The sequence below is a fragment of the Ruegeria sp. AB7 genome (assembly GCF_056542625.1).
The window spans coordinates 1-13,245 of record NZ_JBQGAC010000001.1; the positions used below are offsets into that span (position 1 = coordinate 1).

Sequence of the window (13,245 nt, forward strand, 5' to 3'; positions counted from 1 at the left end):
CCATCCCCCGCAATCTCTCCGACCTCGGCGTCACCAAAGCCGCCATCCCCGAACTGGTCCAAGGCGCAATCATCGACCCCTCATGCGGAGGTAACCCAATCGAATTGACCGAAGAAAACCTGACAACGCTCTTCAACGCAGCACACTAACAGGCTTGCCGAACCCATCCCTCACCTCTCATACTGGTCGGAGGTGAGGGAGATTTTCATGACGAAAGAGATTGTTCTGATCCACGGTGCTTTTGCCGGACCGTGGTGTATGGAGGATTATGCGGGCTTCTTTCGTGCACGTGGCTGGACGGTGCATACGCCCGCGCTACGCTACCATGGTGGCGACCCCAAGGCAGATCCCGATCCCGGCCTCACCGACACAAGCGTCCTAGATTACGCCAATGACATTTCGGACTTCGTGCAGGGGTTGGATAGCGAACCCGTGCTACTGGGCCATGCGATTGCGGGGGTAGTGGCGCAGAAGGTGGCGTCTCGGGGGGTGGCCAGCGCAATTGTCCTGATCAACCCAAACGCGGCTTGGGGCACATTGCCGGAAACCGACGACGAACGCGCTGTGCCGCGCGCGTTGATGGAGGGTGGGGCGTTCTGGAAACAGCCCATGCGCGTCGATTTCGAACTGATGGCCCCTTTTGCGCTTAACAAGATGCCCGAGGCGCAGCAGCACGAAGTGTTCGACCAGCTTGGCCCCGAAAGCGGGCGGGTTATGTTCGAGATGTTCTTCTGGATGTTCGACGATCACCACGCGATGAAGGTGGACATCGACAAGGTCGACTGCCGGGTGCTGATCGTTTCAGGCACCGAGGACCGGGCCGTGAACCCCAACACCTGCCGTGCTCTGGCGAAGCTTTATGGAGACCGCGCGACTTTCCTGCCCGTCGAGAACCACGCGCATTTTCTGTTCATGGAGCCGGACTGGGAAGGCCCAGCCGAACAGATTGCCGACTGGTTGGATCGGAATGTTGGGTAAGATGGGGTTTTACCCCATCGTCCCCGCTCCGCTTTGATGGGTTGGAAACCCATCCTACGTCAGTTGTTGGTTTGAAACGTGCTCTGCGGTTTCCAGACCAGAGAGCCATCGTCATTGCGATGACACCGCAGCAAGCGTTCCTCGCGCGTGCTGATGGTTGAGGTTACGGTGTTGTCACCGGTCAGCAGGATGAAGGCGTCTGGCGAATAGGCCATGCCGTCATAGTAGCAAAACCGCGTCTCGGCGCCGTCTGGGATTGGGGATGCAGTGCTGAGCATCTGCTGCGCGGGGGCTGCCGAGGCCAGCAGGGTCAGGGCCAGCCCTAGGGTTAGTGTTTTCATGTCGTCCTCCCGTTCGGAAAATTGTTCGTGGTTAAATTGGGTCTTGGACGCTCAGAACCTCAAATGTCGTTCTTGGATGACGGGTTGAGGGTAAGTGTGAACGAGATCAACGGGTTAGGCAAGGGGGTTGCGGTGTGCCGGGCTGAAGCATGGCCCACGGGTTGGGGACACGTTCCGCGCTATCCACCAAATGCTCGATGCAATGCATCAAGCAAGCACCCAATTCGCCCGTATAGGCTGACGCGACAGGTGTAATCAAGTAGGATTGGGGCTTAAACCTACCACAGGACGCGGGAAATCTGATGGGTGCGAGCACCCATCCTACGCTTGCTGATTACAGTGGTATTGTATTTTATGCCAAAGCGGGTGGCCTTCCGCTTTGTGAGAAACATAGTTGCAGAAAGACGCGGCTAAACCCTGACCATCAAATTGTGGCTCTTCAAATGTATCAGCATTGAGCCTAGCGTAATTGAAACCTGCAGCACAAAGTAGCACAAATTCCAGCATTTGGACCGCTACTTCGGATTTGGAAACTATCAGCGTGTCCATGAAAAAATCATCGCAGGTGTCATCGGAAGACAAAAGCGCTTCGCTTTCTAATGCCTCTTTGTGTCTAGCAGTTAAATATTGAGCCTTTGACATTAAACCGGCCAGCACTTTAGAGCTTTCAGGGTCCGCGTTTTCCACGCATTTCCCGACCGCTTCACAACAATTGACAATTTTGCCCCAATCCAGATTGTAACCAGCTTTTGGGTATATTGCTTGTCTTGAAGCGTTTAGAAAAATATCGTGAAGATCATGCAAAGCAAAACCCAACAGCGCTCGATCTGCATTGAGTTTTCTGAGCAGTTGTTCGATCGTCAGCTCGCGTTCTTGTTGCATCTGCTTTCGGATCTATTGAATCGTCAATGCTGCTGCACCAAGTGCGGAAATCGCCGACAGAATATCTACAAATGTTTCTTGGTTCAGTTTCCAGTCAACAACTGCAGCAAAGGTAACTGCTGAACACATCGCGGCTACAAAAAGGCCAAAAGCAAAACCTTCGTGAAACTGAATTTTTTTTCAAAGCAATTTCTCTATACATCCAACTCCTCAACAAACCGCGCGTTCTCCTGGATATACTGGAACCGCAGTTCGGGTTTTTTGCCCATCAGGCGCTCGACCAGATCGCCGGTCTCGCCGGGTTCGTCCTCGTCTATGGTGACGCGGATCAGTTTGCGGGAGGCGGGGTCCATGGTGGTCTCTTTCAGGTCCTTGGCGTCCATTTCACCCAGACCTTTGAAGCGCGAGACGTCGATCTTGCCTTTGCCGCCCAGACCTTTTTCGAGCCATTCGTCGCGCTCGGCCTCGTCCAGACAATAGACGCGTTTGGCGCCCTGGGTCAGGCGATAGAGAGGCGGGCAGGCGAGGTAGAGGTGACCTGCATCAATCATGGGTCGCATCTGGGTAAAGAAGAACGTCATCAGCAGCGAGGCGATATGCGCCCCGTCCACATCCGCGTCGGTCATGATGATGACCTTGTCATAGCGCAGGTCGTCGACGTTGAACTTGGTGCCAAGGCCAACACCCAGCGCTTGGGTCAGGTCGTTGATTTCGGCATTGGTGCCCAGTTTCGAACTGGCCGCGCCCAACACGTTCAGGATTTTGCCGCGCAGCGGCAGTAGGGCTTGGGTCTTTCGGTCGCGGCCCATTTTGGCAGAGCCACCTGCCGAGTCGCCCTCGACGATGAATAATTCCGTGCCGTCCCGTGTTGAACTACTACAGTCCACCAACTTGCCGGGGAGACGAAGTTTCTTAGTGGCGGACTTGCGTTGTGTTTCCTTCTCGGCCCGTCGGCGCAGGCGTTCTTCGGCCCTCAGGATGAGGAAGTCGAGGATCGCCCCGGCGGATTTCGTATCAGCCGCCAGCCAGTTATCGAAATGGTCGCGGACCGAGTTTTCGACCAGCCGCTGCGCCTCGACTGTGGCGAGGCGGTCTTTTGTCTGGCCGACGAACTCCGGTTCACTGATGAAGCACGACACCAGCGCACAGCCTCCGGTGATTAGGTCGTCGCGGGTGATCTGACCGGCCTTTTTGTTGTTGATCAGCTCGCCATAGGCCTTGATCCCCTTGAGGACCGCAGCCCAGAAACCGGCGACATGTGTGCCGCCTTCGGGGGTTGGGACGGTGTTACAGTAGGACTGGATGAACCCGTCGCGCGAAGGTGTCCAATTGATCGCCCATTCGACTTTGCCGGGGGTGCCGAACTTCTCGTTAAAGTCCACGGTGCCGGCAAAGGGCTGCTCGGCATAGGTCGACGAGCCGTTCATCGTCTCCTTCAGGTAATCCGAAAGACCGCCGGGGAAGTGAAAGGTCGCCTCGGTCGGGGTTTCACCGTCGTCGATGGCGGATTTCCAGCGGATTTCCACGCCAGAGAACAGGTAGGCCTTTGAACGGATGGATTTGAATAGGCGCGCGGGTTTGAACTTGTGGTGGCCGAAGATGTCGGCGTCGGCGTGGAACGTGACGGTTGTACCGCGCCGGTTGGGCGCTGCGCCTACTTTTTCCACCGGTCCTAGAGGGATACCACGCGAGAACCGTTGTTCGAACAGCTGCTTGTCGCGTGCCACCTGCACGACCATCGAATCCGACAGGGCATTCACCACCGATGCACCCACACCGTGCAGACCGCCCGAAGTCTGATACGCCTTGCCCGAGAACTTGCCGCCCGCGTGCAGGGTACACAGGATCACCTCTAGCGCGGACTTGTCGGGAAACTTGGGGTGCGGATCGATCGGAATACCGCGCCCGTTGTCGCGCACGGTCAGAGCGTAATCTGCGTGCAGTTCCACCTCGATCCGGTTGGCATGGCCTGCGACCGCTTCGTCCATCGAGTTGTCTAGGATTTCGGCCACCATGTGGTGCAGCGCCCGTTCATCGGTGCCGCCGATATACATGCCGGGGCGTTTGCGAACGGGTTCCAGCCCTTCGAGCACCTCGATCGAGGAGGCGTCATAGGTATTAGTCGCTTCTGGCGTCAACAGATCGTCGGGCATGGGTGCTGCTCTTGTTTTTGAGTTTCCCCCATTATGGCAGGTGATGTGGTCCGGGGGAAGAGGGACGCGAGGTGTTGTATCCGGTTTGTCGGGGTCACCGGAACCGGAGCGAATTTCAGCGCTGTATTGCAGCGCGTTTACAATGACAGACTACAATGACAGCCAGAGAGTTTTGTCTTTAAAGCCACCTCGAACAAGAGAACTTTTCTCAAGCACATCCGAATATTCGTCATCCCAATCACGGAACCGGTCATTTGTGACGATAGCAGCGCCGAGATCCCGCGCTACCTGAAGGACTAGCGGGTCGGCAGGAGTACCCTTCGGCGCAACCATCACGTGGCTGCATGGCAACCCAAGCAAAGCCGCAAGGGAACTGTCGTTCATATAGCGATCTGAGATTTTGTATCCTACATTGGCATCAAAGACGACGCCCGGTGTCCGCCCCTTTGTCTTCAACTCGTCGACAACCTCGCGCACTGTGGCGATATTAGGAACACCGCCTTTCCAGTGCAAAACATTTGATCCATCGACGACAGCCCAGTTTTTTGAAGTTTTGAGCCGGCGTAGCCTTTTTCCGAACAGCAGCAGCAAACTTGCCAATGCGCACGGTCCTGTCAGCAATAACCAATCTGAGAACGCTGGATTGAACATAGCTATAGCAGAGCCAAAACAAGACAGGGCAAAAATACAGATGAGAGGGCACACAGTTGAAAAGTCTTTGGTCAGAAAGTTGTTTCAATAGGGACGTAGCAGACAGTAGGGGTGGCTGCCCAGCATATATCAGTGATGCAAAACAGATTGATATTAAACCGCGAGCTTTCCAAGGTCTCGTCATGTTTCGAAATCCCGTTTAGGCTTTGTTCCGGAAGCAGAAATTAGGGAGCAGAAGAATTGAGCTGGATCAGAACCATTCCATTCGAAGAGGCGACGGGAAAGCTGAGGAGGCTTTATGACCGGGTCACCGGGCCGGACAACAATGTGGACAATATCATGATGGCGCACAGCCTGCGGCCGCATTCGATGGAAGGCCATATGGCGATGTATAAGGCCGTGCTGCATCACTCGGGCAACAAGATACCGAAGTGGTTTCTTGAGGTGCTGGGCGTGTGGGTCAGCTCTCTGAACAAGTGTGGATACTGCGTAGTACATCACTTTTCCGGATTGCAGCGGTTGCTGCATGATGAGGCGCGCGGCAATGCGATCCGTGCGGCGATTGAGGCGCATGATCCGGCCTCGGCCCCGCTGGACGCGGCACAGGTCGAAGCGATGAGATATGCGCGCAAGCTGACCGAGGCACCCGGCGATCTGACTGAGGCGGACGTGATCGCTCTGCGAGAGGCGGGGTGGGAAGATGGCGAGATTCTGGAGATCAATCAGGTGTGTTCGTATTTCTCCTATGCGAACAGAACCGTTTTGGGGTTGGGGTGTTCGACTGACGGAGACGTTTTGGGCTTGTCGCCGAACAACTCGGACAATCCTGATGATTGGGGACATCGGTAAGTGCGGGGCTGGCCGCTTCCCTATGTATTTTGGGGTCATGTAAAGAACGGGCATAGGCCTGTTCTTTGACGCCCCGATAAAACCTATGTCAATTTGACACCAATCAAAGCGCGCCGTGTGACAATCGGCTAAGCATCTCCTCGACAGTGAAACCGAGGAGAACATGTATGGATGCGGCACCCCAGATCAAACAAAAATCATCTCAGATCAAAGCTGTAACTGACCTGAAGGCGGATGCCTCGGCACCAACATCCGAGAAAATCCGGCAAGCTTTTGAGAGCGGCAAGTACCCCTATGGCCGCAAGATGGCACGCAAGGATTACGAGGCGCAAAAGGCCGAGCTGCAGGCAGAGTTGCTGAAGGTTCAATTGTGGGCGCAGGAGACCGGGCAGCGGTTTGTGCTGTTGTTCGAGGGCCGCGACGCCGCCGGCAAGGGTGGGACCATCAAGCGGTTCATGGAGCATCTGAACCCGCGTCAGGCGCGTGTGGTCGCATTGAACAAGCCGACGGATGAGGAGAAGGGGCAGTGGTATTACCAGCGTTATGTGCAGCAGCTGCCCACCGTGGGCGAGATGGTGTTTTATGATCGGTCCTGGTACAACCGTGCGGGCGTCGAGCGGGTGATGGGCTTCTGCTCACCCAATGAGTATCTGGAATTCATGCGGCAGACGCCCGAGTTGGAGCGGATGCTGGTGCGTTCGGGCATTCAACTTTATAAGTACTGGTTCTCGGTCACGCAGGAAGAGCAGCAGCGGCGCTTTGGGAGTCGTGAAACTGATCCGTTGAAGCAATGGAAACTGTCACCGATTGACAAGGCTAGCCTGAGCAAATGGGATGACTATACCGAGGCGAAAGAGGCGATGTTCTTCTACACCGACACCGCTGATGCGCCCTGGACGATTGTCAAATCCAACGACAAGAAACGCGCGCGTCTGAACTGCATGCGGCATTTCCTGTCGACGCTGGACTACCCGGACAAAGACCTCAGGATCGTTGGTGAGCCTGATCCGTTGATAGTTGGGCAGGCGCATCACGTAATTCATAACTCGGACCATATTCTGGGGACAGCGCTGCATCCTGACGCGAAGATCGGCTGAAAATCGATAAACTGTAAAGCAGTTGCACCAAAGGTGATGGCTTGCGTCGCTTTGTTCTCGTTAGTCTCATTATGAAATAAGTTTGTTCCGCTCTTGTCTCGGGCAGCGCGCAAGCCTAAGGCTGGCGGAATGAACAAGGTGATGACATATCCCGGCCATTTGCGCGCAATCGCGGTGCTGGGCCTGCCGTTGATTGGCGGGCATCTGGCACAGTATGCGATTGGTTTGACCGATACAGTCATGCTGGGCTGGTACGGTGTCGAGGCGTTGGCTGCCGTGACGCTGGCCAACAGCTATTATTTCGTCCTGTTCCTGTTTGGTGCCGGGTTTGGGTGGGCTGTAATGCCGATGGTGGCGACCGCTGCCGCCGAGGAGAATGAGACCAGCATTCGTCGCTCCACTCGCATGGGTCTGTGGCTATCACTGATCTATGCGACGGTGATGATGCCTCTTTTGTGGTGGTCCCATCCGATCCTGATTGCTTTGAAGCAAGAGCCGCAAGTTGCTGAAACTGCGTCAGTATACCTGCGGGTCGCGGGGTGGGGCTTGTTCCCGGCGCTGTTGGTGATGGTCCTGAAGTCCTATTTGGCCGCGCTTGAGCGGACGCAGATTGTGCTGTGGATCACGATTGTTGCAGCTGTGGTCAATGGCGTGACCAACTATGCGCTGATCTTCGGAAACTGGGGCGCGCCCGAACTTGGGGTGATTGGTGCGGCTATCGCGTCAGTGGTGACGCAGATCGTATCATTGGTGGCGGTCGTGATCTATGCGGTGCGTGCGTTGCCGGAACACAGCTTGTTTCAGCGGTTTTGGCGCCCGGATTGGGAGATGTTCATGAGCGTGCTGCGTTTGGGCGTTCCCATCGGTCTGACGACACTGGCGGAGGTGTCGTTATTCGCGATCTCTGCTGTCATGATGGGCTGGTTGGGTCCAGTGCCGCTGGCAGCTCACGGGATTGCGTTGAACCTCGCCTCAGCGACGTTCATGGTTCATTTGGGCCTGTCTAATGTGGCGACTATTCGGGCGGGCAACGCGTTGGGTCGACGGGATCGGGCGCATCTTGAGAAAGGCGCGATTACGGTGACCGGGATGTCGTTGATCGTGTCGGTCTTGACGATTGTTCTATTCCTGACATGCGCTGAGCCCCTGATCTCGCTGTTTATGGAGGCCGATGATCCGCAGCGGCCACAGATCCTGCTAATCGGCACTGGCCTGCTGGCGATGGCTGCGTTGTTCCAGCTGGTCGATGGGGCGCAGGTCATCGCACTAGGCCTGTTGCGAGGTTTGCAGGATGCAAAAATACCGATGGTGATGGCCGCACTCAGCTATTGGGTGATCGGTATCCCCGCTTCGTACTATTTCGGCTTTGTTCGAGGTATGGAGGGGATCGGAGTCTGGCTTGGCCTCGTGATTGGCCTCGCTTGTGCTGCCGTATTGTTGATGGCGCGCTTCTGGCTAAGGTCGGTGCGCGATGTAGGAGAAGTTCCCGCCTAGGGGATCATTCTTTGCTCATCCGGTCGGATTTCTTTCGAACAAGTACCGACCGCAAGTCGTGCATTGCCATCAGCAATGGGTCGGTCACGTCCTCTAATTGCGCATCCGTTGCTTTAGACTGAGCCCATTGCGTGGTCAGATTCAGGTAGTCAACCGCACGGTGTATATCATCCATATCGCGGCGGGATAGCAGGGCTTTGCGCTCTTCCATCCAGCGCGCGATTTCATCGTTGTCGGCGTCGCTTAGTACACGCTGGCCCTGCGGTTTGACCTCGCCATTGCGGATGTTGATGACCGCGATCTGTTCCATCTCGATCCGGCGATGGCGATTTTCCGTGTCGATCCTGAACACCGCTGCCCCATTTTCGCGCACGCGGAAATAGTATTCAGGCAGGGCTGTGGACATAAAAAACTCCGGTATCAGGTGAGCGCGGCGCAAAAACGTTGGATGCGTGTGCAGGCTTCAGTCAGGGCTTCATCAGAGGTCGCATAGCTGACGCGGAAATTGGGGGACAGACCAAAAGCTGCGCCAAACACAACCGCCACGTCGGCCTCTTCCAGCAGGGCGATTGCGAAGGTTTCGTCCGAATCTATCACAGTGCCCGCGGGTGTGGTTTTCCCGATCAAGCCTGCAATTGATGGATAGACGTAGAACGCGCCTTCGGGTGTCGGGCACGAGATACCGTTGATTTGGCTGAGCATGTCGACGACCAGATCGCGACGGCGTTTGAATATCTCATTATTCGGCGCAAGGAATGCTTGAGTTCCATTCAGAGCCTCGACTGCTGCCCATTGGCTGACCGAACTGGGATTCGAAGTTGATTGAGATTGCACCTTGCGCATCGCGGCGATCAACTCGACCGGGCCTGCCGCATAGCCAATACGCCAACCGGTCATGGCATAGGCTTTGGAGACGCCATTGCAGGTCAGCGTCCGATCATAAAGTCTCGGTTCCACCTGTGCGGGCGTGCAGAACTCGAACCCGTCATAGGCCAGGTGCTCATACATATCATCGGTCATCACCCAGACATGCGGATGTCGCATCAGGACATCAGTCAGTTCTTTTAGTTCAGAACGGCTATAGCCCGCCCCGGTGGGATTCGAGGGTGAGTTGAAGATGAACCATTTCGTTTTAGGTGTGATTGCGGCTTCCAGTTGATCCGCTGTCAGTTTGAAATTGGTCTGCAGCGAAGTTTCGACGATCACTGGTGTGCCACCGGCCAGCAACACCATGTCCGGGTAGCTGACCCAATAGGGCGCGGGGATGAGGACCTCATCGCCCTCGTTCAGCGTAGCCATCAGCGCGTTGTAAAGCGTCTGCTTACCCCCGGTCCCGACCGAGACCTGAGCGGGCGTATAGTCCAATCCGTGGTCACGCTTCATCTTGGCGCAAACCGCCTGTTTCAGCTCGGGGATGCCGTCCGGAGCAGTGTATTTGGTCTTGCCCGCAGCAATGGCGGCCACGGCGGCGTCCTTGATGTTCTGCGGCGTGTCGAAATCGGGCTCGCCTGCGCTCAGCCCGATCACATCGCGCCCGGCGGCCTTCAGCTCGGCTGCTTTGGACGTCATCGCGATGGTGGGCGAGGGTTTTACGCGTGACAGTGTCGCAGACAGGAAACTCATGGTCGGCCTCGGTTTGTATGTTCAGCCCGACTGTCATAGGGTGCGCCGAAATAACGATCAAGCCAATTGAGTTTTACCCTTTGGAGACCCCGATGAACGACGAAACAGACTGGTTCGGACCGGACACCGCAACCTTCGGGGATCGCGTTGCTGGCGCACGCGAAGCCGCAGGCATGACGCAGACCCAATTGGCCCGCAGGCTTGGTGTCAAAAAAGCCACGATCACTTCGTGGGAAGATGATTTGTCGGAACCCCGCGCGAACAAGCTGTCGATGATGGCGGGGCTACTGAATGTCTCGATCATGTGGCTTCTGACGGGCGAGGGCGACGGCATGGACGAAACAAGCCTGCATGGCGATACGGACTCGGAATTGCGCGATCTTGTTGCAGAGCTCCGCACGATCCGAGGTGAGATGCGAGCCAACTCCGAGCGTCTGGCCCGCGTCGAAAAAGCGCTGCGTCTGAAATTGGAACGCAATCAATGACCGAGCCGCGCGAGACCCGGATCAAGCGCATGAAAATGCGTTCGATGCGGCGGGGCATCAAAGAGATGGATTTGATCCTGACGGCATATGCCGATCGCAATCTGTCTTCGATGGACGAGGCGGGATTGGACACATACGATGCCTTGCTGCATGAAAATGATCAGGACCTTTATCAATGGGTCACTGGTCAGGCCAGCCCGCCGGAACCGCTGGCCGAATTGATCGCGGATATCGCGCAAACCTTTCAAAAATAAGCAATCATCAGGCTTAACCGATTTTTCGGGAATTCGCGTCATGTTTTCAGAAACAGCGCGATGAATCGGAGGATTGAATGAGTATGGAGTTACAGGTCACCGCGCCCGGGACCAAGGGGTTCATGACGAGCTATCTTGAGGCGTTGGCGCTGGTCGAGCGTCTGCATCGCTTGCTTCTGGACGTCATCAAGGATGAATTCGAGCGTGTCGGCGTACTTGAGATCAACGCGGTGCAGGCCCTGCTGTTGTTCAACATAGGCGACCATGAAGTAACCGCCGGAGAGTTGAAGAGCCGTGGTTACTATCAAGGCAGCAATGTCAGCTACAATCTTAAGAAACTGGTCGAGATGGGCTATATGCACCATCAGCGATGCGAGATCGACCGCCGCTCGGTACGGGTACGCCTGACCCCGCGCGGGCGTGAGATTCGTGACATCGTGTCAGACCTGTTCGCACGCCATGCAGAAGGGCTGCAAAACCGCGGCGTGATCGGGACCGATGGGATTGAAGAGATTACCGGTTCACTGCGTCGTGTCGAACGATATTGGACCGATCAGATTCGGTATATCTACTGATAGCTTTGATGGCTGAGTTTGGGAGAGCGACAGACCCTCAAGCTCACGGATCAGTTTACGTGTCATCGCATCTTCATAGGCTTCGAAGCCAAGGGCGACTTCGACGAAAGCATCGGGGCCTCGGATGACCCACGCGTGGTAATAGGCGGATAGCTCCCCAATCTCTACCTGGCGGGTGTCTCCTGGATTGGGGTCGTCGATACCGATTACAAGGGCATTGATTGTAATATCAGTGTTTTGCAAAGCGGCTTTTATGTCCCGCGGGTGATGTCCGAGATTGTGTTTACCATCACCGGACAGATCCAGTGTTCGCCGCCAGCAATCGCTTTGGCTCTCCAACATCTCAGCACCGTACAACATGGCCGACCCGACCGCCGTTCCCTGCGGCGCTGATGAGCGTGTTGTGCTTTCTAAATGTTGCTGAATTCGACGCAGATCAGCAGTCGAGCGAACATCTGTCCAACCAAGCAAGAGGCGTTGGTGGCCAGGTTCGCTCCATTCATAGATAGCGATCCGTATAAAGGTAGACGGGTTTGAAAGGATCAGTTGAACCACCTCGGGATGGCGCAACGCCGCCGCAAGGCCACTAAGTTGCAACCTGTACTCACGACTGTCGACCGAACCAGAGACATCAATTCCCAACGCCAAAGCCTGTCGACATTGCGCTGAAAGCGGGTTGGCCAGCAGGCAAAGAAGTGTCGCACACAGGCGGATCATTTCGCATTATCCGGTTGCAACGCACTAAGTTCCAACCCTTTCAATTCCCGTTCCAGTTTGCGACGCATGGCACGCTCAAAATCTTCGAACCCGGCGGCGATCTCAAGAAAAGCACCGGGTCCGTGTAGTACACTTTTCTGAAAGAACGGGATCAAGTCGATTTCTCCTTCGAAATCAGCTGCATTGATCACCAGACCATTCACGGTCGTGTTTTCGAATGGAAAGTGCTTGTAGGCGATCTGTGGCCCGTAGCCATCGTTATTCTTGCCATCGCCCGAGATATCAATGGTTTGGAACAGACAATTCGGGGCGCTCTCCATCAGGGTCGCCCCAAAAGCCAGTGCGTGACCCATCGCAGTCGGGAACTCGTCTTCCGATCGCTTCGATGTCCCGATCCGATGCGCGGCGGAGATCAAATTGGCCCGAGTATCGATTATCGTCCAATCCAAAAGCAATGTCTGGTTGAAACTGCCGGACCATTCATAGACGGCTAATGCAACCGGTTGAGGTGAAAGGAAGAAAGCCTCCTGCACCTCGGGCGCAATCAATGCGTTGGCCAGCCCCTGTCGTTGCAGCGCATCCTCGGTCGCGTCCACCGAGGTCGAGATGTCCATGGCCAGCGCCAGCGCCAGGCGGCAGGTCTCGGCCCAAAGGGGGCTGCCCGTGACAGCCAGCCCCAGTGCTCCCAGCCAGCGGATCACCAGTGGCCGGTGCTTTCCATGCTAGACCAAGGCTCTGCCGGGGCTAACGCTTCACCATTTTGCAGCAACTCGATCGAGACATTGTCGGGCGAGCGAACGAACGCCATACGCCCGTCGCGTGGCGGGCGGTTGATCACGACGCCATTGTCCTGAAGATGCTGGCAGGTCTCGTAAATGTTGTCGACGCCATAGGCGAGGTGCCCGAAATGGCGGCTGTCGCTTGGCAGTGCGTCGTCGCCATCCCAGTTGTATGTAAGTTCAATGGGCGCGTCCTCTTGTCCCGGTGGGGCGAGGAATACCAGTGTGAACCGCGCAGCCTCGCTTTCATAACGACGCGTTTCCTTCAGGCCCAATAGTTCATAAAACGCTATGGATTTCTCAAGATCCTTCACGCGGACCATGGTGTGGAGATATGTCAGCCCCATCGCGACTTTCCTTGCATTGG

16 protein-coding genes and 1 pseudogene are annotated in these 13,245 nt (G+C 55.9%); 8 read left to right on the plus strand and 9 right to left on the minus strand.

The features are described from left to right. Both ACR0EN_RS00005 and ACR0EN_RS00010 read left to right on the plus strand, forming a co-directional pair. A pseudogene (locus ACR0EN_RS00005) lies at positions 1-149 on the plus strand (iron-containing alcohol dehydrogenase); the annotation flags it as partial. Positions 150-207: 58 nt separating this feature from the next. Then, the gene (locus ACR0EN_RS00010; protein WP_170817576.1) at positions 208-978 is read left to right on the plus strand and encodes an alpha/beta fold hydrolase; all 771 of its coding nucleotides are present in this window, start codon (positions 208-210) and stop codon (positions 976-978) included. A 59-nt stretch (positions 979-1,037) separates the two neighbouring features. Here ACR0EN_RS00010 and ACR0EN_RS00015 read toward each other — a convergent pair whose 3' ends face one another. The 4 genes from ACR0EN_RS00015 to ACR0EN_RS00030 all read right to left on the minus strand — a co-directional run bounded on the left by ACR0EN_RS00015 (position 1,038) and on the right by ACR0EN_RS00030 (position 4,954). Then, on the minus strand, positions 1,038-1,319 hold the full coding sequence (locus ACR0EN_RS00015; protein WP_170420982.1) for a hypothetical protein: 282 nt from the start codon (positions 1,317-1,319) through the stop codon (positions 1,038-1,040). A gap of 321 nt (positions 1,320-1,640) precedes the next feature. After that, on the minus strand, positions 1,641-2,201 hold the full coding sequence (locus ACR0EN_RS00020) for a hypothetical protein (RefSeq protein ID WP_170817577.1): 561 nt from the start codon (positions 2,199-2,201) through the stop codon (positions 1,641-1,643). A gap of 194 nt (positions 2,202-2,395) precedes the next feature. After that, a complete protein-coding gene (parE, locus tag ACR0EN_RS00025; protein WP_170817581.1) occupies positions 2,396-4,354 on the minus strand; it encodes a DNA topoisomerase IV subunit B in 1,959 nt (652 codons plus the stop codon). Positions 4,355-4,504: 150 nt separating this feature from the next. After that, the gene (locus ACR0EN_RS00030; protein WP_480584625.1) at positions 4,505-4,954 is read right to left on the minus strand and encodes an NYN domain-containing protein; all 450 of its coding nucleotides are present in this window, start codon (positions 4,952-4,954) and stop codon (positions 4,505-4,507) included. Between the two features lie 291 nt (positions 4,955-5,245). On the opposite strand from ACR0EN_RS00030, the gene ACR0EN_RS00035 reads away from it, so the two are divergent. The 3 genes from ACR0EN_RS00035 (at position 5,246) to ACR0EN_RS00045 (ending at position 8,445) form a co-directional block, all read left to right on the plus strand. Continuing rightward, complete coding sequence (locus ACR0EN_RS00035) at positions 5,246-5,854, plus strand: carboxymuconolactone decarboxylase family protein (RefSeq protein ID WP_480584628.1); 609 nt, start codon at positions 5,246-5,248, stop codon at positions 5,852-5,854. Positions 5,855-6,021: 167 nt separating this feature from the next. Next, entirely contained in the window at positions 6,022-6,951 is a 930-nt protein-coding gene (ppk2, locus tag ACR0EN_RS00040) for a polyphosphate kinase 2 (RefSeq protein WP_170404818.1), read from the plus strand. Between the two features lie 129 nt (positions 6,952-7,080). Beyond that, on the plus strand, positions 7,081-8,445 hold the full coding sequence (locus tag ACR0EN_RS00045; protein WP_170645810.1) for an MATE family efflux transporter: 1,365 nt from the start codon (positions 7,081-7,083) through the stop codon (positions 8,443-8,445). A gap of 4 nt (positions 8,446-8,449) precedes the next feature. On the opposite strand, the gene ACR0EN_RS00050 is transcribed toward ACR0EN_RS00045, so the two are convergent. Together ACR0EN_RS00050 and ACR0EN_RS00055 are read right to left on the minus strand one after the other, a co-directional pair. Continuing rightward, positions 8,450-8,851, minus strand: coding sequence for a hypothetical protein (locus ACR0EN_RS00050; protein WP_170404825.1), 402 nt, complete (start codon positions 8,849-8,851; stop codon positions 8,450-8,452). A 14-nt stretch (positions 8,852-8,865) separates the two neighbouring features. Further along, on the minus strand, positions 8,866-10,068 hold the full coding sequence (locus tag ACR0EN_RS00055; RefSeq protein ID WP_480584631.1) for a pyridoxal phosphate-dependent aminotransferase: 1,203 nt from the start codon (positions 10,066-10,068) through the stop codon (positions 8,866-8,868). 92 nt (positions 10,069-10,160) lie between these two features. On the opposite strand from ACR0EN_RS00055, the gene ACR0EN_RS00060 reads away from it, so the two are divergent. The 3 genes from ACR0EN_RS00060 (at position 10,161) to ACR0EN_RS00070 (ending at position 11,382) form a co-directional block, all read left to right on the plus strand. Next, the gene (locus ACR0EN_RS00060; protein ID WP_170393655.1) at positions 10,161-10,553 is read left to right on the plus strand and encodes a helix-turn-helix domain-containing protein; all 393 of its coding nucleotides are present in this window, start codon (positions 10,161-10,163) and stop codon (positions 10,551-10,553) included. Continuing rightward, positions 10,550-10,807: a succinate dehydrogenase assembly factor 2 gene (locus tag ACR0EN_RS00065; RefSeq protein ID WP_170393653.1), complete on the plus strand. Its 258-nt coding sequence runs from the start codon at positions 10,550-10,552 to the stop codon at positions 10,805-10,807. The genes ACR0EN_RS00060 and ACR0EN_RS00065 overlap by 4 nt, the downstream gene beginning before the upstream one ends. Before the next feature lie 77 nt (positions 10,808-10,884). After that, positions 10,885-11,382, plus strand: coding sequence for a MarR family winged helix-turn-helix transcriptional regulator (locus ACR0EN_RS00070; RefSeq protein ID WP_170393651.1), 498 nt, complete (start codon positions 10,885-10,887; stop codon positions 11,380-11,382). Here ACR0EN_RS00070 and ACR0EN_RS00075 read toward each other — a convergent pair. From ACR0EN_RS00075 to ACR0EN_RS00085, 3 genes are read right to left on the minus strand one after another with little or no spacing between them, the layout of a single operon-like run. Further along, positions 11,329-12,099: a DUF1194 domain-containing protein gene (locus ACR0EN_RS00075; RefSeq protein WP_170817586.1), complete on the minus strand. Its 771-nt coding sequence runs from the start codon at positions 12,097-12,099 to the stop codon at positions 11,329-11,331. The two genes, ACR0EN_RS00070 and ACR0EN_RS00075, sit on opposite strands and share 54 nt — an antisense overlap. Next, a complete protein-coding gene (locus ACR0EN_RS00080; RefSeq protein WP_480584635.1) occupies positions 12,096-12,800 on the minus strand; it encodes a DUF1194 domain-containing protein in 705 nt (234 codons plus the stop codon). The genes ACR0EN_RS00075 and ACR0EN_RS00080 overlap by 4 nt, the downstream gene beginning before the upstream one ends. Beyond that, the gene (locus tag ACR0EN_RS00085) at positions 12,797-13,225 is read right to left on the minus strand and encodes a VOC family protein (RefSeq protein WP_170393645.1); all 429 of its coding nucleotides are present in this window, start codon (positions 13,223-13,225) and stop codon (positions 12,797-12,799) included. Before ACR0EN_RS00085 ends, ACR0EN_RS00080 begins: the two co-directional genes overlap by 4 nt. Between the last annotated feature and the right edge of the window lie 20 nt (positions 13,226-13,245).

Excerpts from the sequence above, each read along its gene's own strand:
- parE (WP_170817581.1), bottom strand. The coding sequence starts at position 4,354 with ATGCCCGACGATCTGTTGACGCCAGAAGCGACTAATACCTATGACGCC.
- ACR0EN_RS00045 (WP_170645810.1), top strand. The coding sequence starts at position 7,081 with ATGAACAAGGTGATGACATATCCCGGCCATTTGCGCGCAATCGCGGTG.
- ACR0EN_RS00075 (WP_170817586.1), bottom strand. The coding sequence starts at position 12,099 with ATGATCCGCCTGTGTGCGACACTTCTTTGCCTGCTGGCCAACCCGCTT.
- ACR0EN_RS00020 (WP_170817577.1), bottom strand. The coding sequence starts at position 2,201 with ATGCAACAAGAACGCGAGCTGACGATCGAACAACTGCTCAGAAAACTC.
- ppk2 (WP_170404818.1), top strand. The coding sequence starts at position 6,022 with ATGGATGCGGCACCCCAGATCAAACAAAAATCATCTCAGATCAAAGCT.
- ACR0EN_RS00050 (WP_170404825.1), bottom strand. The coding sequence starts at position 8,851 with ATGTCCACAGCCCTGCCTGAATACTATTTCCGCGTGCGCGAAAATGGG.
- ACR0EN_RS00070 (WP_170393651.1), top strand. The coding sequence starts at position 10,885 with ATGAGTATGGAGTTACAGGTCACCGCGCCCGGGACCAAGGGGTTCATG.
- ACR0EN_RS00065 (WP_170393653.1), top strand. The coding sequence starts at position 10,550 with ATGACCGAGCCGCGCGAGACCCGGATCAAGCGCATGAAAATGCGTTCG.
- ACR0EN_RS00010 (WP_170817576.1), top strand. The coding sequence starts at position 208 with ATGACGAAAGAGATTGTTCTGATCCACGGTGCTTTTGCCGGACCGTGG.
- ACR0EN_RS00060 (WP_170393655.1), top strand. The coding sequence starts at position 10,161 with ATGAACGACGAAACAGACTGGTTCGGACCGGACACCGCAACCTTCGGG.
- ACR0EN_RS00085 (WP_170393645.1), bottom strand. The coding sequence starts at position 13,225 with ATGGGGCTGACATATCTCCACACCATGGTCCGCGTGAAGGATCTTGAG.
- ACR0EN_RS00015 (WP_170420982.1), bottom strand. The coding sequence starts at position 1,319 with ATGAAAACACTAACCCTAGGGCTGGCCCTGACCCTGCTGGCCTCGGCA.
- ACR0EN_RS00055 (WP_480584631.1), bottom strand. The coding sequence starts at position 10,068 with ATGAGTTTCCTGTCTGCGACACTGTCACGCGTAAAACCCTCGCCCACC.